Here is a 19,943-nt window from a genome sequence, read left to right as displayed (position 1 = left end):
TCACGCCGGCAACGGGCTTGCGCCTCCGTCAATGCTCGACGTCGGCGACACCAAACGTGCGCATCTTCCAGCCGAGCCGCACCGCGAGCATCCGTATCGTGAAGCCGGCCACGAGCGCGACCACCGTCGCCACACCGGCATCGACACCCAGGTGCTGCATGCCGACATAGAGCGTGCCCGTGAAGAACGCGACGCTCGCATACAGCTCCTCGCGCAGGATCAGCGGCATTTCGTTGCACAGCAGGTCGCGCAACATCCCGCCGCACACGCCGGTAATCGCACCGGCGAGCACGACGATGATCGGCGCGCTGCCCGTCTTCGCGCCGATGTCGCAGCCGATGATCGTGAACGCCGCGAGGCCGACCGCGTCCACAGTGACGAACAGCGTCTTCATTCGCGCGACACGTCGAGCGACGCCCGATGCGCACGTCGCCGCGGCCAGCGTGATCACGAGATACTCGGGATGCGCGATCCAGCCGAGCGGATAGTGGCCAAGCAGCACGTCGCGCACGGTGCCGCCACCGAGCGCCGTCACCGCGCCGACGAGCGCGAGCCCGAAGCGGTCCATGCCGCGCCGCATCCCCATCAGCGCGCCCGACATCGCTTCCGCGACGATCGCAATCAGATAAAGCGTATGCATGTCGCGTCGCCTCAGTCGTCGGTACGGAACAGGTCGAGCACGCGCTCGCGCTCGGCCGCGTCGACCGCGGCGGGCATCGCATCGCGCGGTGGCACATGCATGGCGGCGTCGGCATCGGATGCGACGCTCGACGGAGGTGCGCCCGCACACGCGAATTCGCTGCGCACGAACGGCGGTACGTCGGACGTGCACGTGCCGCGCGTGTATTCCGCGTAGACGAAATCGCCGTCGACGACCGCGACGTCTTGCGGCTGCACGGCGCCGGCCGGCGCGCGTCCAACGACTGCCGTCTTCATGTAGTCGACCCATACCGGCAGCGCGAGCGTCGCGCCCGTCGCGCGGCCCACGCCGCGCGGCGTGTCGTAGCCGAGCCATGCGACCGCGACGACGCCCGACGAATAGCCGGCGAACCACACGTCCTTCGAGCCGTTCGACGTGCCGGTCTTGCCGGCCGCATCGTCGCGGCGCAACGCGAGCGCGCCGCGCCCGGTGCCCGCGCGCACGACGTCGCGCAGCATGCTGTCCATCACGAACGCGTTGCGTGCGGAAATCACGCGCGTGCCGGCCGCGGGCGGCGCTTCGAACAGCACGCCGCCGTGCCGCTGCTTCACCGATGCGATCAGGCGCGGCTCCAGCCGCATCCCGCCGTTCGCGAATACCGCATACGCGCTCGCCAGCTCGAGCGGCGTGACCGCGCCCGCCCCGAGCGCGAGCGGCAGCGACGCGGGATTGCGGCGCGCGTCGAAACCGAAGCGCATCGCATGCTGCTGCACGTATTGCGGATCGGCCGCCTGCATCAGGCTGACCGCAACGAGATTCTTCGAGCGCACAAGCCCGCGCCGCACCGCGATGAAGCCTTCGTAGCGGTTGCCGAAATTGCGCGGTCGCCACGGCTGCGCGCCGGTTTCCGCGCGGGTCAGCGTGCGCTGCGTGTCGTCGACGAGCACGCCCGGGAAATAGCCCTTCTCCAGCGCAGCCGAATAGACGAACGGCTTGAAGCTCGAACCCGGCTGGCGGTATGCCTGCAGCGCGCGATCGAACACGTTGCGGCTGAAATCCGCGCCGCCGACCAGCGCCAGCATGTCGCCGCTCGCGGCATCGATCGACACGAGCGCGCCTTCGAGCCCGTTGCGCGCATCGCGCGCCGCCGGCGGGCGCCGCAGCACGCGTGCGAGCGCGGCTTCGGCCGCGCGCTGGTCGCGCATCGAGATCGTTGTCGTGACGTCGAGACCAAGCGTGTACGCATCGTCGTGAAAGCGCTCGACCATCATGCGCCGCGCGCGTTCGGCGACGTAGGGCGCCGCGAGAATGCCGGGCGGCGGCGTGGTCGACAGCGCGATCGGCGCATCGACGGCCGCGCGATACGCGGCGTCGTCGAGCTGGCCGAGCGCATGCATGCGGCCGAGCACGTAGTTGCGCCGCGCGGTCGCGCGCGCCGGATTGACGACCGGGTTGTACGCGGACGGCGCCTTCGGCAGGCCGGCCAGCACCGCGGCCTCGCCCGCGCTCAGCGCGTCGAGCGGCTTGCCGAAGTACACGGACGCGGCCGCCGCGAAGCCATACGCGCGCTCGCCGAGGTAGATCTCGTTCATGTACAGCTCGAGCAGCTTGTCCTTGCCGTATTCGCGTTCGAGCTTGACCGCCATCAGGATCTCGGCGAGCTTGCGGCTCAGCACCTTGTCGCGCGTCAGGTAGAAGTTGCGCGCGACCTGCATCGTGATCGTGCTGCCGCCTTGGCCCGGCTGGCCGGTCACGAGATTCGCGAACGTCGCGCGCCCGAGCCCGCCCGGGTCGACCGCGCCGTGCCGGTAGAACTGCGCATCCTCGGCCGCGAGCAGCGCGTGCCGCATCAGCGGCGGAATGCGCTCGAGCGGCACGAATTCGCGGCGCTCGACGCCGTATTCGGCGAGCAGGTCGCCGTCGCGCGAAAAGATCCGCAGCGGCAGCGCCGGGCGATAGACGGCGAGATGCTCGACGGACGGCAGTTGCGTCCAGATGCGGTGGATCGTCCACGCGCCGATGCCGGCGCACGCGACCGTCAGCCCGAGCAGCACGCCCGCGAGCGTGCGCCAGATGCGGCGGCGGCGCGGCGGGGCGGAGCCCGGCGGCGGGGAAGCGGTGGTGTCGGTCATGTCGGGTTCCTTCTTCGATGCGGCGACGGCATGGCGCGCAAGCAGGCGCCATCCATCGCGAAAGGCGCGCATTGTCGAAGGGATACCGCGAATCCGGAACAATCTTTAGCCAATGTTGGGCTGGCTAAATTTTATTTAGGGATAGGGCGCGGGCGGTTGGCGGCGCTCGCTTATGTGCGATACGTCGTGAACCACAAACGAAACTCACTGTTCTGAGAGAGAATCAATATAAGCGCCATCCCAATAGGTTTCCGCCTTCACACCCGAAACAATAGAGACGAAATAGTAAACTACAGAGAACGGAATCTGGAATTAATATCGACGCACTTGCTCAGCTTCTCATTGCCCCAGCAGTTCTTGCGGTACCTCTCAAATACGCCTTTGATTTTTTTTGACGGCGTGCGAAAGGAAAGGCGCGGCGAGAAGGGACTTGCATTTGTATGCTGGCACGGGCCACATCGACGTCCGCTCAATTTGCCTGGCTGGGTAAGATTTGTCGCTTCGAAGATCAGGAACTGCCTCCGGAGTCGGGGTAGCCAGCCGACACAGAATACGCTTTCAACAAACAAGGCCATTGGTTTCATCTTCAATAGCGGGCAAGTTCCGCTCAATGCTGATGACCTTTTCAAATCCAAGCCGCTCAGACTACTCCTCTCAGGCGGTGGCGAATTGACTGACGTCAGGGTCCGTTTCGAAAGCGACCAGATCGCTGGCATCAGATTGACAGGGGGAAAAAAGTTTTTGCGTCGGCCAAAACACCACTTGACCGAGAGAGCCATTGAGTTTGCATACATGGCACCCGGTCACGGTGTGGCCGTGGAAATCGAATACAGTGCACGAGGTCCGGTAAGCTTTAACCTTTCAGGACCGGTGAACGGGATGCGGCGCTCGATTCAGCAACAAGTCCTGTTTGAAGTGGATATTGAAAGCGGCCAACATCGACAACGGCAGCGGAGATCTGCAGTTGTAAGACTATGGTTCGGAGGACTGTTGATGGTGGCCGCAATTACCAAGACACTCATTGATATTCTTGTCAATAGCGACCATTTCACTCCCGCTAAAGACTGGACCTACTGGCTGTCTATGGGGTCTTTGGCGGTAGGTGAATCGATGGCCCTTATGGCTTGGGACCACTTCAGGCAACCGAAGAAGATTCCGGCCGCACTTCGATACTGGGATCCTGCGAAGAACGAGCCCGTCATTCCGGTTGACCAACGAACAGCCGGTCAGTAAATCATCCTCAGTCTCCGTACCGTGTTCCCTGACAATCCTCGGCGATCCAGACAAAAAAAGCCCGCCGGCTTGCACCGGCGGGCCTGTCCTGCGGACACGCAATACGCGCGGTTCAGCGCGGCGCGTTCAGCGTCAGGTTCATGTGACGGTTCACGTCCTTGTACAGCAGGTAGCGGAAGCGGCCGGGGCCGCCCGAGTAGCACGCCTGCGGGCAGAACGCGCGCAGCCACATGAAGTCGCCCGCTTCGACCTCGACCCAGTCCTGGTTCAGGCGATAGACGGCCTTGCCTTCGAGCACGTACAGGCCATGCTCCATCACGTGCGTTTCAGCGAACGGAATCACGCCGCCCGGCTCGAACGTCACGATGTTCACGTGCATGTCGTGGCGCATGTCGCTCATGTCGACGAAACGCGTCGTCACCCAGGCGCCGTTGGTGCCCGGCATCGGGATCGGTTCGACGTCCTGCTCGTTGGTCACGAACGCTTCCGGCAGCGGGATGCCGTCGACGGCCTGGTAACGCTTGCGGATCCAGTGGAATCGCGCTGCGGCGTCGCTGACGTTGTGCAGCGTCCAGTTCGCGCCCGGCGGGATGAACGCGTAGCCGCCCGGCTTCAGCACGTGCTTCGAGCCCTGCAGCGTCAGTTCGGCCTCGCCTTCGACGACGAACAGCACCGCTTCGGCTTCCTTGTCCTGCTCGGGCTTGTCGCTGCCGCCGCCCGGGTTCACTTCGACGATGTACTGCGAGAAGGTTTCGGCGAAGCCCGACAGCGGGCGCGCGATCACCCACAGGCGCGTGTTGGTCCAGAACGGCAGCCAGCTCGTGACGATATCGCGCATCACGCCCTTCGGAATGACCGCGTACGCCTCGGTGAACATCGCGCGATCGGTCAGCAGATCGGTCTGCGGCGGGTGGCCGCCATGCGGCGCGTAATACGTTGTCTTAGACATAAGCATCCAGGCAATGGGTTGGTCCGGTTCCGGCGCACACGATATCCGGGGCGCACGCGCGTGGGGTACGCATGCGGCGGCGGGACACCGGTGCCGTGAACACTTGAAAGCGGGTCGGCTTCCGGTCGGTCGGCCAGGTCTCGCGACGGGCCCGCCCGGTTCGGCGGGTGGGTGCGGCTATGCTCAGCGGCCCGCTCGATCACGCCGGTACGCAGCGGCGTCGGGCGGCATGGCACGGCGGGCACGATCTGATTCCGTACGCGAGCAGCATTGACGATATCGGAGTCGGTCGCGATTCACCAATTAAATGTTGCGATGGATTGCATTCGATTTTGCACTACCTGTGCGGCGCGTGAGCGTGTGCGAGCGCTTGAGCACTTGAACGCCTGAACGCGTGAACGCGTGAATGCGTGAATGCGTGAATGCGTGAATGCGTGAATGCGTGAATGCGTGAATGCGTGAATGCGTGAATGCGTGAATCAGTATGCCGCGCGCATCGCAATGACGACGGCGGGATCAGGACACACGCTCATGGCGTGCGGATCGGGAAACGATCGGAAGGGCTGGTGAAGCGTGGGAAACGACGAGGCCCGGGATCGCAAGCGGTGATGCCGCCCGGCCGGGCCATTCGGTTGCGTGGCCGCTTCACGCGATCCGGTGCGCAGGTTGCGCACCACTCGCGTCAGCGTGCCACGCGGGGACGATCAGTCCCAGTCGCGGTGATGATGATGCTTGCGATGACGATAGCCGTGACCGTCGCCGTCGCCGCCGTACGAGTTGCGCGACAGGTTGCCGCCGAGCGCCGCGCCTGCGCCGCCGCCGACGGCTGCGCCGAGCAGGCCGCCCGAGCGGCCGCCCATCGCGTTGCCCGCTGCAGTGCCGGCACCGCCGCCGAGCGCGCCGCCGATGATCGCGCCAGTACGCTCGTGACGGTTCGCCGTCACCGCGCCACCTGCGCCACCGCCGATCGCGCCGCCGATCACCGAGCCGGTGCGACCGCCGACCGCGCCGCCGACTGCCGCGCCGGCTACCCCGCCGAGCGCGCCGCCGAGCGCGTTGTTCAAATCGCTAGCCGATGCCGGCAGCGCAGTCGCGCCAGCAAGAGCGGCGACGACGAGGGTGGGGGCGATCTTCTTCCACATGCCCGTTTCTTCCTTGTTCGCAATCTGTTGATCGAGGGTTCGCTCGTTATGACGATTTGTACTGACCGGCCCGTTCGAAGCACTGTATCGGGCGCCGGACGAAATCATTTCAATGAGCTTGCGGCGAAGAATAGCACCGGTCCCCGGCGCTTGCCCCGAACATTCTGGTAACAAGTTGTTTACCAATCGGAAAGGCTTACCGCATGCATCGCGCCCGGTCTGGAAACCCGCGCCGGCGCGGGTTTCCGCATGGTCGACTCACGTTCCGACCCCGCTGGATCGCCGCTTCGCGGCGTTGTGCGAATGCAACCGGCGATGCGGATCGGCACGTCGCGCGTCACGCCGGCGTGACGTCATGCAGCGGCACGCGTTATCACGCACACCGCTGCACCGGTTCGCACAGGCTCAGTAGATGCCGGGAATCAGCCGCCAGGTCCGCGCGAAATACGCGTCGTATTCGGCGCCGAAATGCGAGCGCAGCAATGCCTCTTCGGAACGGATGCGCGCGACGAGCGGCACGAGCGTCACCACGGCCAGCAGCACGCCGACGCCGGAGCGGAACGCGAGCGCCCAGCCGAGCGCATTGACGAGCAGGCCGAGATAGCTCGGGTTGCGGATATGTCGATAGATGCCGTCCGTCACCAGCGTGTGGCCGGGCTGGATCGCGACGAGTCCGCTGAAGCGGCGGCCCAGCACGAACACGGGCCACATGCGCAACACCCCGCCGGTGCAGTACAGCACGACACCGGCCCAGCGCAGCGTGTCGCCGTCGAACGTCCAGAAATCGAGCCGGTCGGTGTATGCGGGCAGGAACGCGGACGCGAAGCCGATCACCGCAAACACCGCGAGCACCCAGCGGTTGTCGCGCGCCTCGCGTTCACCGGTGCTCAGGTTGCCGGGACTGTACAGCGCGACGACCACCATCACGAGCGTGACGATCACGATGACGGTCAGCGGCGGATGCGAAAAAAATGCGGCAAACCCGCCGATGCCGAGGATCGCGAGCCCCAGGTAGACGAGCGTGGAGACGATCGACAGGATCGCGACCTTCGGTGATTGCGTCATGGCTGCCTCGCTTGAGCGCACGCTTTCCGCAGGAGTATAGGACGCGAAGCCTGTGCCGCATGTGCGGCACAGGCTGAGGTCAGGGACAGGAAAAGTGGATCGGCAGGCTGGCGCGCGGCGTCAGCGCGCACATGCCGGCGTGGTGGAGCGAATGGCGCCCGGCACCGCACACGCGTTCACGCGCAATATGCCAAGCGCGATGCGCGAGCCGATGGCGTCGCCATCCGCGCAAACGACGCGCGCCGCCGCACTTGACGCGGCGGCGTCGTGTCCCCGGCGGGCATCGTGCATCGCGTCAGCGAACGTGGAACACGCCGCCGATACCGATGCTGACCGGCGGCGCGTAGTAGGCCGGTGCATAGCCGTAGTAGGCCGGCGCCGGCGCATAGCCGTAAGGCGGTGCGACGACGCAGCCGCACAGGCCGCTGATCAGGGCGAGCGTAACGAGAAGTCTGGACATGGGCTGGTTCCCGGCGCGAAAGACGCATGACACTTTGCGAAAGCCGCCTCGCCGTGACGCGAGGCGCACCCGATACGAAAGGGTCAGTCCGCCCTCCATATCACTCGATGATTCGATGCACCGAGTGTAGCGGCCGGCTCCCCGCACCGAGTTTCGCGCGGCGTTACACGTGTTACCTGTTGTGACCGCTGAAATAATGAATCCGGCCAGCCGAGGCCCGCCCTGTGCGCCGCCGCGTGCATGCCGAACGGCATCGCCCGGCGCGCCGCTCGTCCGCCGTTACACGAACTGTTCGCGGATGCGCTTCGCGATCGATTCGAGGGTCGCCGCATCGGCGATGTCGCGTGCGTGCATCCGCAGCGCAACATCCTCCCAGCGCGGGATCACGTGGAAGTGCACGTGCGCGACGGTCTGGCCGGCCGCGCGGCCGTTGAACTGTCCGATGAACAGGCCGTCCGGCTTCAGCGCGCCGCGCACCGCGGCCGCGATGCGCTGCGTCATCCGGATGCACGACGCGGCGGATTCGGCGGACAGGTCGAAGATTTCCGCCGCGGCTTCCTTCGGGATCACGAGCACGTGCCCGTCCGCCTGCGGCATCAGGTCCATGATCGCGAGCGTGGTGTCGTCCTCCGCGACCTTGACGCACGGCAGTTCGCCGCGAAGGATTTTTGCGAACGGGTTGTTGTTGTCGTAGGACATGGCAGTTTCCGATTAACGATGGCAGGGAGAGTCGGTCGATTCGGGACGATTATCGGCCGACGGCGGCAGCGATTTCAACCTGTCAGGCGGCACGGCCTTTGCCGCGAACAATCGACGTCGGTTCGCATGCAACGCACGAAAACGGCTGGAATAACCGCGTGCTGCAATCCGTTTACTCCGGACGTCGGTTCACGCCGCAACTTCTCGAACCGGCGCTGGACACCCGTCGACTGCGCTGGCCGGCAGCCGGGATGATTGCTCGTGATCGTCAACCGGAGTCATGCCATGGACTCTCTCCCCTCCTGTCGTTCCCCCGATCCGCCCACTGTCTCCGCCAGAGCGCCGACCTTCGCGCGCAACTCGCATGCGATTGCGCGCACGCTACGCCGCGCGGCGTGCGGCGTCGGTCTGGTTGCGCTGTCGTCGACGTTCGCATGGGCCGGCAGCGACGTGATCCTGCCGCCTGCGTTTGTCACCTCGACGACGGTGCCCGCAAACGGCGATGTCAATCCTTACGGCATCGCATTTGTGCCGCAAGGCGTGCCGGCATGGAGCACGCTGAAACCGGGCGACGTCGTCGTGTCGAACTTCAACAACAGTTCGAACGTTCAGGGCACCGGCACGACGATCGTGAAACTGACGCCGGGCAGCAACCAGGCGACGACATTCTTCCAGGGCAGCAACCTCGGCCTCACGACCGCGCTCACGGTGTTGCGCAACGGCTTCGTGCTGGTCGGCAACGTGCCGACGATGGTTGTCGGCATGAAAACCGTCGTCGAGCAAGGCTCGCTGCTCGTCATCAATCCGCAGGGCCAGCTCGTCACGCAACTGGTCAGCGCCTCACTGCTGAACGGGCCTTGGGACATGACCGTCATCGATCGCGGCCAGCGCGTGACCGCGTTCGTGTCGAACGTGCTGGGCGGCAACGTCTCGCGGATCGATCTGCTGTTCGACCCCATCAACGGCGTGACGATGCTGCAAAGCTCGCGCGTCATTGCGTCGGGCTATACGACCAAGCCCGATCCGAATGCGCTCGTCCTCGGTCCGACCGGGCTTGCGTACGACCCGAACATCGACGTCCTTTATGTCGCATCCACGGCTGACAACGCAGTGTTCGCGATCCAGAACGCCGCGTCGACGAAGGGGAATCCCGGCCCCGGCAGGCTGATCTACTTCGACATCAAGCACCTGCGTGGCCCGCTCGCGCTGGCGCTCGCGCCGAACGGCCATCTCGTGACCGCCAACGGCGACGCAGTGAATCCGCCTCCCGATTCGCAGCATACGAGTGAACTCGTCGAATTCACGGTGGACGGCCACTTCGTCGCGCAGATGCAGGTCGACATGGCGGTAGGCGCGGCATTCGGCATCGCATTCGGGCTGAACAGCCGCGGCCACCTGCAATTCGCGGCCGTCGACGACAACACGAATACCGCGACCGTCTGGACGCTGCGTCTGGACAACGACGATAACAACAGCCAATAACGCGGTGAACGAACGGGCCGCGCACGCCGCACCGCGCCGACCGCCCGCTCGAACGCTGCGGATGCGCATGCCGGCGACGGAGCCGACCGAGGCCGACACCGTTCGCCGCCGCGCGCATCGCCTGGCCGGCCCGCGGCAACGCCTGCCGCGAGCGGGCTTTTCCTTTGTGCCTGCCGGGACGCGCTTTCAACCAGCGCGCCATTGACATACGCGATACGCACACGCCGGGCAGCATGACCCCGCCCAACGCCCGCGCGGTGCCCCCACACGCGCCCGCGATTGCCACCGCTCGCCCAGACCTGCGACACTGCCGGTTCGTGGCCCGCCCGCCGACAACCGAGGACGCTCCCGCATGACGATCCCCTACAGGAAGCTGATGCTGCGCGGCACCGCGCTCGTGCTGGCCGCGGGCCTCGCCTATGTCGGCTACACGCTGTCCCGCCTCGCGCCGATCGCGACCGGCTATGCGGCGAAGGCGCTGTGCTCGGGCGTGTTCGTGTCCGGCCGCCCGGCGTCATCGGTGATCGACGTGGACATCATGGCGGGCGTCCACCCGCTGCTCAAGCTCGTGCATCCGTCGGTCGATGCCGAACACCATCTTGCACGCGCGACCTTCGCCGGATTCGCCGAACGCGAAGCCGAATTCCGGCCGGGGCTCGGCTGCACGCTCGCGCTCGCGCTCGGGCCATCGGCGAGCGCGCTGCCGGTTGCCGGCGAACCTGCGGCCGACCCGCCGTCGGCGCCGATGGCGCTCGCCGCGCCGCCCGCCGCCGTGGACGCGCGCAAGCTGCAGGCCGCGATCGACAGTGCGTTCGTCGAGCCCGATCCGGCGCGGCCGCGCCGCACGCGCGCGGTCGTCGTGCTGTATCGCGGGCAGCTGATCGCCGAGCGCTATGCGCCCGGTTTTTACGCGGACATGCCGCTGCCCGGCTGGTCGATGACCAAGACCGTGACCGCCACGCTCATCGGCATGCTCGTCGCGCAGCACAAGCTCGCGCCGGACGCGTCCGCGCTGCTGCCCGAATGGCGCGGCGGCGGCGACCCGCGCACGCGGATCACGCTCGACGAACTGCTGCGCATGACGAGCGGCCTGCGGTTCAACGAGGACTACGACGACCCGCTGTCCGACGTCGCGGTGATGCTGTTCACGCAGCCCGACACGGCCCGGTTCGCGTCGGCCAAGCCGCTCGCCGTGGCGCCCGGCACGCACTGGCATTACTCGAGCGGCACGACCGCGATCCTCGCGCGCGTGATGCGCGAGGCAATGGGCGGTACCGAGGCCGACTATCTGGCGTTCCCCCACCGTGCGTTGTTCGCACCGCTCGGGATGCGTCACAGCGTGTTCGAGCCGGATCCGGCCGGCACGCTGGAAAGCGCATCGTTCATGTACGCGAGCGCGCGCGACTGGGCGCGGTTCGGGCAATTCCTGCTGCAGGACGGCGTGTGGGACGGCAAGCGCCTGCTGCCCGACGGCTGGGTGCGCTACATGGCGCGCGCGACGCCGCAGGCGCCGCGCCGGGATTTCGGCGCACATCTGTGGGTGAAGGTGCCGGAGCCGTTCAACGACAGCGATCCGCACGCGCCGGCGCTGCCGGCCGACGCGTTCCATGCGGTCGGGCACGAAGGCCAGTTCGTCAGCGTGGTGCCGAGCCGGCAGCTCGTGATCGTGCGGCTGGGACTGTCGCGGCCGGAATCCGCATGGAATCACGAAGCATTCGTCTCGCGCGTGCTGGACGCGGTGCCGGCGGTGCCGGCAGTGCCAGGCGCGTGACGGCGGGCCGGCACGCGGCGCCGCCGCGGGGTTCCAGCGCCGGCGCGCGTCGAACGCGCGCGGGGCCGGCAACGCGGCCGCGGCGCGCCGTGCGTCAGGGGTTCGCGCTGCCGCAGTAGGTCTTGAAGCCGTCGCGCGTCGCGAGACGCTCGACATAGCGGTTGAGCGCCGGAAAATCAGGATGCTCGAACGGCGTGCCGAACCAGCGGTTCACCGACAGGCCGATCGGAATGTCGGCAAGCGTGAAGCGGTCCCCGGCGACGAACGCGCCGGTCGCGTCGAGCTGCGCATCCAGCACGCGCATGTGCTTCGTCCAGTTCGCGATCGATTGCGCGATCGCGGCGGGGTCCTGGTGGTCGGGCGATTTCCGGACGAGGCCGAGAAACGCGGACGCCCACGAACGGTTCAGGTCCGATCCCTGCCAGTCGATCCATTGATCGATCCGCGCGCGGGCCTGCGGCTCGGCCGGATACAGCAACGCGTCGCCGTAGCGGTTCGCGAGGTAGCGGATGATCGTGTTCGATTCCCAGAGGACGAAATCGCCGTCCTTGATGACCGGCACGAGGCCGTTGGGATTCAGCGCGAGATAGGCCGGATCGTTGGTCGAGCGGTAACCGGCCCCCCACTCCTCGTGTTCGAACGGCAGGTTCAGTTCGGCGCACAGCCACAATACCTTGCGCACGTTGATGGACGGGGTCTTGCCGAGGATTTGCAGCATGCAGGCTCCTTGTGAGGTCGGGTGCAGGAATTCCGGGACGTTTGGGCGTCCCGAATTCTGTTCCGTCGAATTTATACACGACCTCGTGAAAAACGACATGCCGGCAGTTGCGAAACAGATGGACTACCCCCGCGTATCGCGCGGGCGACGAACCTCAGTACGTCGTCGCGGTGAATCCAGCTCATCACTTGCTTGCCGTCGCCCAGGCGTCCGCCCAATCCCGGCGTGCGGGCCGTCAGCAGGCTGTCCACACATCGCCCCGCCTACATCGGCTTCAGCACCATCAGGAAATACACGAGCAGCATCGCGAAAAACGCGGGATAGCCGAGCAGCTCCCAGGTCTTCGCGTACCGCCAGTACTTTTCGGGCAACTCGATCGCACCGTTCGCGTGAGCGTGCCGCGCGATCGCGGCCAGTTCGATCTGCAGCCATACGACCGGCAGCCAGCAGGCGCCGGCAAACAGGTACAGGCCGAGCGACGCGACGAGCCACGGCGTGTGCCACGGCCAGCCGGCCGTATGCGCGAGCCACAGTCCGGACGCGGGCTGGAAGATCACCGCCGGCGTCGTGAACCACCAGTCCGCGCGCACCACGAGCCGCGACACCGCAGCGATCGCCGGCACCGAGCGCGTGCGGTTCGCGAAGAACAGGTAGAACGCGGTGCCGAGGCCCGTGCCGACCAGCAGGACCGACGACAGGATGTGCAGCGCCTTGACGACGAGATAGAGGTTCACGGACGCACCTCTTCGCCGAACAGGATCACCAGGATCGCGAGGATCGGCAGGTTCTTGAGCACCGGCCCGAACGGTTCGGCCAGCAGCCCGGGCATCGCGACGGCGATGATTGCGGAATACACGGCGATCAGCGCGATCTGCGCGCCCCACAGGCGCCGGCCGGGCGCGGCGACGGTCGCGACGCCGAACGCGAAATCGAGCGCGCAAGCCGCGTACAGCGCGACGTAGGCGAGCGCGCCGGTCACGTGGGCGCGCGCCAGCAGCGCGAGGCTGTCCGACAGCGGATGGACGAATGCGCTCGCCACCGCCGTCCAGATCCACACGATCGCAAGCGCCCCCTTCAGCAACCCACGCCGCCACGTCGCGAGCGCTTCCGCGCGCAGCGCCGCCGCCTCCGCGCCGATGAACGTGCCGAGGCCCCGCGGCGGCCGGCCGAGCGCCGCGGTCGATGCGGCCACTTCGCCGGTATTGCCGGCGCGCAGCATCGTCCACGTGTCGCGCGTGAGCATCGCACCGGGAATCCGCCCGGACAGCGTCGCGGCGGCCGCGAACAGCGCGCCGGGCAGACTGACGCGCACGGCAGGCGGAAACCCCATCGCCTGCCGGTAGGTCGCGAGCATCTCGCGGTACGCGACTTCGTCTGCGCCGACCAGTTCGACGATCCGATCGCACGTGGCAGGCCGATCGATCAGCCGTGCGACCAGTTCGGCCAGATCGTCGACGTGAACCGGGCGCAGCAACTGGCGCCCGCCGTCGGGCAACACGTGCACGGGCACGCTCGCGAGCATCCGGAAGAATCGCGCGGATGCGCCCGACGCGCCGTAGACGAGCGCCGGCCGCACGATCCGGAAATCGACCGGCAGCGTCTGCAGATACCCATCGGCGGCGAGCTTGCTCGCGAAATACGCGGTGTCGCCACGCTCGGCGCCCAGCGCGGAAATCTGGACGATCTGCCGAACACCGGCGCGGCAGCACGCGTCGAACAGCGCACAGGGCGCCGCGCGATGCACGGCGTCGAACGTCGCGCCGCGCCGCTCGGACAGGATGCCGACCGCATTGACTACCGCGTCGATCCCGTCGAGACGCGTGCGCCAGTGTTCGGGCCGCACGTCGTGCACATAGTCGATCGCGACCTCGCCGGGACCGGCCGCCCGATGCACGCCGCGCACGACGCGATGGCCGCCGGCCTCGAGACGCGCGCACAGCGCACGTCCGATGAACCCGTTCGCGCCGCAGACCAGGATGTTCAAGCCAATGCCTCCGCTGCGCGCGCCGGCTGCACATCGCGTGGCTGATAGCACGCGATCGCGATCGAGGCCGTGAACGGGAACGCCAGCAACGCTGGTTGCACTCATTTTCATCCTCTATTTACAGTTATTTCTGTACAGACAGAAATTCAAATCCCGAAAAAAGCGGGCTGCCTGCCCGCACGCCCTGCTTACTTCGACGGCTTGCGCCTGACGGTCTGGCTGATCTTCGCGCCGATGCCGAGCGCCTTCATCAGCGTCTCCGGCTTGAGCCGCAACATTTCGTCCGACCACGTCGTGAGCGTCTCGACGAACTGCAGCGTGTCGCGGATGCGCTGCTCGGTCTCGCGGCGCTCGTCGGCGATCTCCGGGCTCGCGAGGCAATCGCGCAGCACGTCGAGCGTCGGCTCGATCTCGCGCTGGCGGCGCCCTTCGACGATCAGCTTGAACAGCTCCCAGATGTCCGTCGACGTCTCGAAGTGATCGCGCCGATCGCCCATCACGTGCACCACCTTCGCGAGCCGCCATGCCTGCAGCTCCTTCAGGCTCGTGCTGACGTTCGAGCGCGCGACGTTCAGCGTCTCCGCGATCTCGTCGGCGGCAACCGGCCGGCCGAGCAGGTAGAGCAGCGCGTGAATCTGCGCGACAGTGCGGTTGACGCCCCAGCGGGAGCCCATCTCGCCCCAGTGGAGAATGAATCGTTCGGCAATCGGTGTGAGTTCCATGTCGGGAAATCTAGGTGTTTCAGTTATTTCTGTCAAGACAGAAATAACTGCAGCGATGCAGCGTTGCGATCATGCGGCGCGCGCGGGTCGGCCCGTTCACATCGGGCCATTCACGAATGGACACAGCGCGCCGATTCCGATGACATCCGAACCGTGAGCGGCATCCGGGCCGGCAAGCACCGCGCTTCGCGTGCAGGGATCCGTCCCCCGCCGGCGCCGCGGCCGCCGCCGCGATTGCCCGCGCGCCGCCGCGTCGGCCGCCGCTTCCATTACAATGCGCGAACTTCGCCGTTTCCAGGCCTTCCGCTTTTACACAAGAGGTTTCCATGATCATCAAACCGCGCGTGCGTGGCTTCATCTGCGTGACGACGCATCCCGTCGGCTGCGAAGCCAACGTCAAGGAACAGATCGGCTACGTGACTTCGCACGGCCCGATCGCGAACGGCCCGAAGAAGGTGCTCGTGATCGGCGCGTCGACCGGCTACGGCCTCGCCGCCCGGATCACCGCCGCGTTCGGCTCCGGCGCGGACACGCTCGGCGTATTCTTCGAGCGCCCCGGCACCGCGACGAAGCCCGGCACGGCCGGCTGGTACAACAGCGCCGCGTTCGAGAAGCTCGCGACCGAGAAGGGCCTGTATGCGCGCAGCATCAACGGCGACGCGTTCTCCGACGCCGTCAAGCAAGCGACGATCGACACCATCAAGCGCGACCTCGGCAAGGTCGACCTCGTCGTCTACAGCCTCGCCGCGCCGCGCCGCACGCATCCGCGCACGGGCCAGGTCATCAGCTCGACGCTGAAGCCGATCGGCAAGACGGTCAGCTTCCGCGGGATCGACACCGACAAGGAAGTGATCCGCGAAACCGTGCTCGAACCGGCGACGCAGGAAGAGATCGACGGCACCGTCGCGGTGATGGGCGGCGAAGACTGGCAGATGTGGATCGACGCGCTGAATGAAGCCGGCGTGCTGGCCGACGGCGCGAAGACGACCGCGTTCACGTATCTCGGCGAGCAGATCACGCACGACATTTACTGGAACGGCTCGATCGGCGAGGCGAAGAAGGATCTCGACAAGAAGGTGCTGTCGATCCGCGAGCAGCTGGCCGCGCACGGCGGCGATGCGCGCGTGTCGGTGCTGAAGGCGGTCGTCACGCAGGCGAGCTCGGCGATCCCGATGATGCCGCTCTACCTGTCGCTGCTGTTCAAGGTGATGAAGGAGAAGGGCACGCACGAGGGCTGCATCGAGCAGGTCTACGGGCTGCTCAAGGACAGCCTGTACGGCGCGCAACCGCACGTCGACGACGAAGGCCGCCTGCGCGCGGACTACGAGGAGCTCGATCCGGACGTGCAATCGCGCGTGCTGAAGCTGTGGGACCAGGTCGACGACGCCAATCTGTACGAGCTGACCGACTTCGCCGGCTACAAGACGGAGTTCCTGCGCCTGTTCGGCTTTGCGATCGCCGGTGTCGACTACGACGCCGACGTGAACCCGGACGTGCCGATTCCCGGCATCGTCGACCTGACGGCCTGAGCGGCGCACGCCGCTCGATGGCCGTCGCGCGCCGCGTGGCGCACGACGGGCCGCACGATGCGCGGTGCGCTCAGGACACCGCGCCGTCGTGCAGATACACCCCTTCCGACAGCGCCTGCTTCACTTGCCGGGTGCGCTCGTCGGTGACGACCTCCTCCGCACCCGCCTCGACCGCGTCGTATGCCTGACGCACGACATCGGCCGGCGCCGCCTTCGGCACCTGCAGATCCCGCGTCAGATCGGTGTCGATGAACCCCGCATGCAACCCGATCACCTGCGTATGCTGCTCGCGCAGCGAGTGACGCAGCCCGTTGGTCACCGCCCACGCGGCGGCCTTGGACACGCCGTAGGTCGACAGCTGCGACCGGTTGATCCAGCTCGCGACCGACAGCACGTTCAGCAGCGCGCCGCCGCCGTTGTCGCGCAGGATGTCCGCGAACGCGCGTGCCATCGCCAGCACTCCGAACACGTTGGTTTCGAAATGATCGCGCAGCGCGACAACCGCGCCCGGCTCGACCAGGCTGCCCGCATGCGCGATGCCCGCGTTGTTGATGAGCAGCGTGACGTCGCGGCACGCATCGGCCGCCGCCGCGACGCTCGCCGGATCCGTGACGTCGAGCTTCACGGGCACGACGCCCGGCAGCGTCACCGCAGCCGGATCGCGCGCACCCGCATACACCTTCTTCGCGCCTCTTGCGAGGGCCTCTTTCGCGAACTGCAGGCCGAGCCCGCGGTTCGCACCCGTGACGAACACGACTGCGCCTTCGATCTTCATGGTCCTTCCTTGTAGCGTCGCTGGATCGCACGCACGCCGGCACGCGGCACGCACGAAATCCGGTGGAAACGGTTTGCGTTGGATACCGATTGGCCGCGCCGCGCAGCGGGGAGCCCCAGGCGATGCCGAAAGACTTCCCTGCCGCGCGCGCGCCCCAAAAGACTGCGAGCGCCCGACACCCAGCCTGCCACATCCCCTTCGCGGCTCACGCGAAGTCGGCTACACTCGGCGTCAATGGCGATCACCATTGTCTTGCGGCGGATTGTGTCAGCCGGTTTTGGCGTTGTCAATGGTGATCGCCATTGTGATTTTCAATGGACGTGATCGCAGAAAACAGGGAGTGATCAATGGGCGTATCGAGGCAGCAGGCGGCCGAGAACCGCGGCGCGATCGTCGCGGCGGCCGAGAGACTGTTCCGGGCGCGCGGCGTCGACGCGGTCGGGCTGACGGAATTGATGAAGGAAGCCGGCTTCACGCAAGGCGGCTTCTACAACCACTTCAAGTCGAAGGATGCGCTGGTGGCCGCCGTGATGGACAAGGCGATGCAGGATCGCGCGGAAACGCCCGCGGGCGGCGCGCTGACGGCGCAGGTGACGCGCTATCTGTCCGCCGAGCATCGCGACAACGTCGGCGCCGGATGTCCGCTTGCGGGCTTCGCCGGCGACGCGCCGCGGCTGGGCGTTGCCGCGCGCGAATGCTATGCGGGCGGCCTTGCCGCCTATCTCGACCGGCTCGCCGAGCGGGTGGCGGCGCACGGCAAGCCGGCGCCGGACAACCGGCGCGACGCGCTCGCGGTATTCAGCCAGATGGTCGGAGCGTTGCTGCTGTCGCGTGCGATCGCCGACGTCGATCCGGCGCTCGCCGACGAGATCCTCGACGCGGGGCGCACGTCGCTCGCCGACGCGCTCGCCAACCCGCTCGACCATCCGGCCGCGCCGGCGTGACGCGGGCGGCGGCGGCCGAGCGTCATTGCACGGCGCGCGCCGCGCCCCAGAGATCGCGCGTGCCCAGCGCCGCGTGCCACGCGTCGAATTGCGCGCGCCACGATTCGAACGGTTCGCCGAGCGGGTGACGCGGGTCGCCGCTCAGCGAGTACGCCATCCCTTCGATCAGCCACCGCGGCCTGGTCGCCACGGCCACGTTGCCGAGCACTTCCGCCTGCCGGAAATGGATCAGCTCGTGCGCGAGGTAGAACGTCCGCCAGCCGCGCGGCGCGACCGCGACGCCCAGGTTGCCGACGGCCAGCGCCGCACGCTTGCCGAGGCCGAATGCGTCGGCGCATGCCGGCGTCGTGCAGAACACCACGCGCGGCGTCGCCTGGAACGGTCCAACGGCCGCCGCCGCGTGCGCGTAGCCGTCGCGATACAACTGCTGCGCGTCGCCGAGCTTCGCGGTGTCGTCCGTGCAGATGTCCGGTTGCGGACAGGTGACGCCGGAGATCAGCGTCGGCGCGACGACGCGCAGCGGCTTCACGAATGCGTACGCCGCGATCGGCAGCGCGATAAGGAGGCCGGTGACGGCGATGGCGATGGCGACGTGTCTGCGTTTCATCGGATTCGGCAGTGGTTCGTTCTGTGACGGTTGAAGATGCCGGCGCTTCGGCGGCGCATGCGGGATGCAGCTCGCGCGTGACGGTCGGATGCGCGCGCGGCGTAGCGGATACGTTGCCGGCGGACGATGGCTTCATCGGCTCGTCAGGTCAGTCCGACGCATTGCACACGATATCGCGTTTCACTCGGTTCGGCGCATTGCGCGCCCTGTACGCATTCGCCATCGCTCGCATCGGCCGAGCCAACGACGTGAATGCGCGTCACTACGTTTCGATCACGACCACGCCGCACATCACAAGGACGCGTCGCGTCTCGGGCACACGGCGCCGCGATCCGCCGGTCGGCTGCAGCGAACGCCGCCCCACAGGATCGCAGCGCTGACGACGAACAGCATGGCCTCGATCCACACCGCATCGACGTGCCAGTAGCGTGCCAGGAACACCACCACCAGGTCGACCGCGAAGTGAATCGCGATCGCGTAGACGAGCCAGCGGTTCCGGTTGCGGACGAACGCCTGCAGCACGACCAGCGACAGCCCGACATGCACGGCCATCGCGCTCACGCGTTCGACGAGCGCGAGCAGCGGCGACGCGAGCGTCATGCCCCCGAACTGCAGGTTGATCAACGCAATCGCATGCGAGCGCGTGACGTGTCCGTGCGCGGCGAGTTCGTACGCGACGCTCAACGCGAGAAAACCGATGCCGACCAGCAGCATCGCTTCCAGCCCGCCATGCCCTAGCCCGACCATGACGGCCGTGTTCGCGTCACGATGCTTCGCGAGCAGATAACGAAACGCGACCCACCGGCCGCACTCCTCGAACAGCCCGGCCGTGAACGCGGCCAGCACGAGCAGCGGCGCGTGCCAGTGCGGATCGCGTCCGAGCCACTGCGTCAGCGGGATCTGCCACGACATGCGCAGCACCGGCTGGAACACGAAGAAGATCAGCATCCCGCAGAAGAACGCGTTGAACGACACGTGCGTGCGTCGCCGCCACGCGGCCGCCACGAGCGGCGGCCCGATCAGCGCGACGACGCCGACGACAAACGTGACGAACACCATGGACGAAGCGACGGGATGGATGGGCATGACGG

19 protein-coding genes are annotated in these 19,943 nt (G+C 67.0%); 5 read left to right on the top strand and 14 right to left on the bottom strand.

Going from position 1 to position 19,943, the window contains the following annotated elements:
• Positions 1-28: 28 nt before the first annotated feature.
• Together ACV229_RS08135 and ACV229_RS08130 are read right to left on the bottom strand one after the other, a co-directional pair.
• Positions 29-640, bottom strand: coding sequence for a trimeric intracellular cation channel family protein (locus ACV229_RS08135; RefSeq protein WP_448082597.1), 612 nt, complete (start codon positions 638-640; stop codon positions 29-31).
• A gap of 11 nt (positions 641-651) precedes the next feature.
• Positions 652-2,772, bottom strand: coding sequence for a penicillin-binding protein 1A (locus ACV229_RS08130; protein WP_448082596.1), 2,121 nt, complete (start codon positions 2,770-2,772; stop codon positions 652-654).
• 669 nt (positions 2,773-3,441) lie between these two features.
• Between ACV229_RS08130 and ACV229_RS08125 the strand changes: the two genes are divergently transcribed.
• Positions 3,442-4,005, top strand: coding sequence for a hypothetical protein (locus tag ACV229_RS08125; RefSeq protein WP_448082595.1), 564 nt, complete (start codon positions 3,442-3,444; stop codon positions 4,003-4,005).
• Positions 4,006-4,117: 112 nt separating this feature from the next.
• Here the strand turns inward: ACV229_RS08125 and ACV229_RS08120 are convergent, their stop codons facing one another.
• From ACV229_RS08120 to ACV229_RS08100, 5 genes are all read right to left on the bottom strand, one after another.
• Positions 4,118-4,954 (bottom strand): bifunctional allantoicase/(S)-ureidoglycine aminohydrolase, encoded by an 837-nt coding sequence (locus ACV229_RS08120; RefSeq protein ID WP_448079196.1) that lies wholly within the window; start codon positions 4,952-4,954, stop codon positions 4,118-4,120.
• Positions 4,955-5,658: 704 nt separating this feature from the next.
• Positions 5,659-6,096 carry a hypothetical protein gene (locus tag ACV229_RS08115; protein ID WP_448082594.1) on the bottom strand — a complete coding sequence of 146 codons (438 nt, stop codon included), beginning with the start codon at positions 6,094-6,096 and terminating at the stop codon, positions 5,659-5,661.
• 405 nt (positions 6,097-6,501) lie between these two features.
• A complete protein-coding gene (locus tag ACV229_RS08110) occupies positions 6,502-7,161 on the bottom strand; it encodes a methyltransferase family protein (protein ID WP_448082593.1) in 660 nt (219 codons plus the stop codon).
• A 295-nt stretch (positions 7,162-7,456) separates the two neighbouring features.
• Positions 7,457-7,621, bottom strand: a complete 165-nt coding sequence (locus ACV229_RS08105; RefSeq protein WP_185732302.1) for a hypothetical protein — start codon at positions 7,619-7,621, stop codon at positions 7,457-7,459.
• 279 nt (positions 7,622-7,900) lie between these two features.
• The gene (locus ACV229_RS08100) at positions 7,901-8,320 is read right to left on the bottom strand and encodes an HIT family protein (RefSeq protein WP_448082592.1); all 420 of its coding nucleotides are present in this window, start codon (positions 8,318-8,320) and stop codon (positions 7,901-7,903) included.
• 285 nt (positions 8,321-8,605) lie between these two features.
• Here ACV229_RS08100 and ACV229_RS08095 point away from each other — a divergent pair, with 285 nt between their 5' ends.
• A complete protein-coding gene (locus ACV229_RS08095) occupies positions 8,606-9,802 on the top strand; it encodes a hypothetical protein (RefSeq protein ID WP_448082591.1) in 1,197 nt (398 codons plus the stop codon).
• A 352-nt stretch (positions 9,803-10,154) separates the two neighbouring features.
• Positions 10,155-11,573, top strand: a complete 1,419-nt coding sequence (locus ACV229_RS08090) for a serine hydrolase domain-containing protein (RefSeq protein WP_448082590.1) — start codon at positions 10,155-10,157, stop codon at positions 11,571-11,573.
• 94 nt (positions 11,574-11,667) lie between these two features.
• Here ACV229_RS08090 and ACV229_RS08085 read toward each other — a convergent pair whose 3' ends face one another.
• From ACV229_RS08085 to ACV229_RS08070, 4 genes are all read right to left on the bottom strand, one after another.
• Entirely contained in the window at positions 11,668-12,291 is a 624-nt protein-coding gene (locus ACV229_RS08085) for a glutathione S-transferase family protein (RefSeq protein WP_448082589.1), read from the bottom strand.
• Positions 12,292-12,554: 263 nt separating this feature from the next.
• A complete protein-coding gene (locus ACV229_RS08080; protein ID WP_448082588.1) occupies positions 12,555-13,025 on the bottom strand; it encodes a DUF2269 family protein in 471 nt (156 codons plus the stop codon).
• A complete protein-coding gene (locus ACV229_RS08075) occupies positions 13,022-14,275 on the bottom strand; it encodes an SDR family oxidoreductase (RefSeq protein WP_448082587.1) in 1,254 nt (417 codons plus the stop codon). Before ACV229_RS08075 ends, ACV229_RS08080 begins: the two co-directional genes overlap by 4 nt.
• 188 nt (positions 14,276-14,463) lie before the next feature.
• Positions 14,464-14,997: a GbsR/MarR family transcriptional regulator gene (locus tag ACV229_RS08070; RefSeq protein WP_448082586.1), complete on the bottom strand. Its 534-nt coding sequence runs from the start codon at positions 14,995-14,997 to the stop codon at positions 14,464-14,466.
• A 326-nt stretch (positions 14,998-15,323) separates the two neighbouring features.
• Here ACV229_RS08070 and fabV point away from each other — a divergent pair, with 326 nt between their 5' ends.
• Complete coding sequence (fabV, locus tag ACV229_RS08065) at positions 15,324-16,526, top strand: enoyl-ACP reductase FabV (protein WP_448082585.1); 1,203 nt, start codon at positions 15,324-15,326, stop codon at positions 16,524-16,526.
• Positions 16,527-16,596: 70 nt separating this feature from the next.
• Here fabV and ACV229_RS08060 read toward each other — a convergent pair whose 3' ends face one another.
• Entirely contained in the window at positions 16,597-17,301 is a 705-nt protein-coding gene (locus ACV229_RS08060; protein WP_448082584.1) for an SDR family oxidoreductase, read from the bottom strand.
• A 347-nt stretch (positions 17,302-17,648) separates the two neighbouring features.
• On the opposite strand from ACV229_RS08060, the gene ACV229_RS08055 reads away from it, so the two are divergent.
• Complete coding sequence (locus ACV229_RS08055; protein ID WP_448082583.1) at positions 17,649-18,245, top strand: TetR/AcrR family transcriptional regulator; 597 nt, start codon at positions 17,649-17,651, stop codon at positions 18,243-18,245.
• Between the two features lie 22 nt (positions 18,246-18,267).
• Here the strand turns inward: ACV229_RS08055 and ACV229_RS08050 are convergent, their stop codons facing one another.
• Both ACV229_RS08050 and ACV229_RS08045 read right to left on the bottom strand, forming a co-directional pair.
• Positions 18,268-18,852, bottom strand: a complete 585-nt coding sequence (locus ACV229_RS08050) for a hypothetical protein (protein WP_448082582.1) — start codon at positions 18,850-18,852, stop codon at positions 18,268-18,270.
• 291 nt (positions 18,853-19,143) lie between these two features.
• Positions 19,144-19,938, bottom strand: coding sequence for a YhfC family intramembrane metalloprotease (locus ACV229_RS08045; protein WP_448082581.1), 795 nt, complete (start codon positions 19,936-19,938; stop codon positions 19,144-19,146).
• Between the last annotated feature and the right edge of the window lie 5 nt (positions 19,939-19,943).

Source organism: Burkholderia sp. MR1-5-21, from assembly GCF_053427715.1.
This window is presented reverse-complemented; position numbering and strand designations above follow the sequence as displayed.

Excerpts from the sequence above, each read along its gene's own strand:
- ACV229_RS08135 (WP_448082597.1), bottom strand. The coding sequence starts at position 640 with ATGCATACGCTTTATCTGATTGCGATCGTCGCGGAAGCGATGTCGGGC.
- ACV229_RS08130 (WP_448082596.1), bottom strand. The coding sequence starts at position 2,772 with ATGACCGACACCACCGCTTCCCCGCCGCCGGGCTCCGCCCCGCCGCGC.
- ACV229_RS08120 (WP_448079196.1), bottom strand. The coding sequence starts at position 4,954 with ATGTCTAAGACAACGTATTACGCGCCGCATGGCGGCCACCCGCCGCAG.
- ACV229_RS08115 (WP_448082594.1), bottom strand. The coding sequence starts at position 6,096 with ATGTGGAAGAAGATCGCCCCCACCCTCGTCGTCGCCGCTCTTGCTGGC.
- ACV229_RS08110 (WP_448082593.1), bottom strand. The coding sequence starts at position 7,161 with ATGACGCAATCACCGAAGGTCGCGATCCTGTCGATCGTCTCCACGCTC.
- ACV229_RS08105 (WP_185732302.1), bottom strand. The coding sequence starts at position 7,621 with ATGTCCAGACTTCTCGTTACGCTCGCCCTGATCAGCGGCCTGTGCGGC.
- ACV229_RS08100 (WP_448082592.1), bottom strand. The coding sequence starts at position 8,320 with ATGTCCTACGACAACAACAACCCGTTCGCAAAAATCCTTCGCGGCGAA.
- ACV229_RS08095 (WP_448082591.1), top strand. The coding sequence starts at position 8,606 with ATGGACTCTCTCCCCTCCTGTCGTTCCCCCGATCCGCCCACTGTCTCC.
- ACV229_RS08090 (WP_448082590.1), top strand. The coding sequence starts at position 10,155 with ATGACGATCCCCTACAGGAAGCTGATGCTGCGCGGCACCGCGCTCGTG.
- ACV229_RS08085 (WP_448082589.1), bottom strand. The coding sequence starts at position 12,291 with ATGCTGCAAATCCTCGGCAAGACCCCGTCCATCAACGTGCGCAAGGTA.
- ACV229_RS08070 (WP_448082586.1), bottom strand. The coding sequence starts at position 14,997 with ATGGAACTCACACCGATTGCCGAACGATTCATTCTCCACTGGGGCGAG.
- fabV (WP_448082585.1), top strand. The coding sequence starts at position 15,324 with ATGATCATCAAACCGCGCGTGCGTGGCTTCATCTGCGTGACGACGCAT.
- ACV229_RS08060 (WP_448082584.1), bottom strand. The coding sequence starts at position 17,301 with ATGAAGATCGAAGGCGCAGTCGTGTTCGTCACGGGTGCGAACCGCGGG.
- ACV229_RS08055 (WP_448082583.1), top strand. The coding sequence starts at position 17,649 with ATGGGCGTATCGAGGCAGCAGGCGGCCGAGAACCGCGGCGCGATCGTC.
- ACV229_RS08050 (WP_448082582.1), bottom strand. The coding sequence starts at position 18,852 with ATGAAACGCAGACACGTCGCCATCGCCATCGCCGTCACCGGCCTCCTT.
- ACV229_RS08045 (WP_448082581.1), bottom strand. The coding sequence starts at position 19,938 with ATGCCCATCCATCCCGTCGCTTCGTCCATGGTGTTCGTCACGTTTGTC.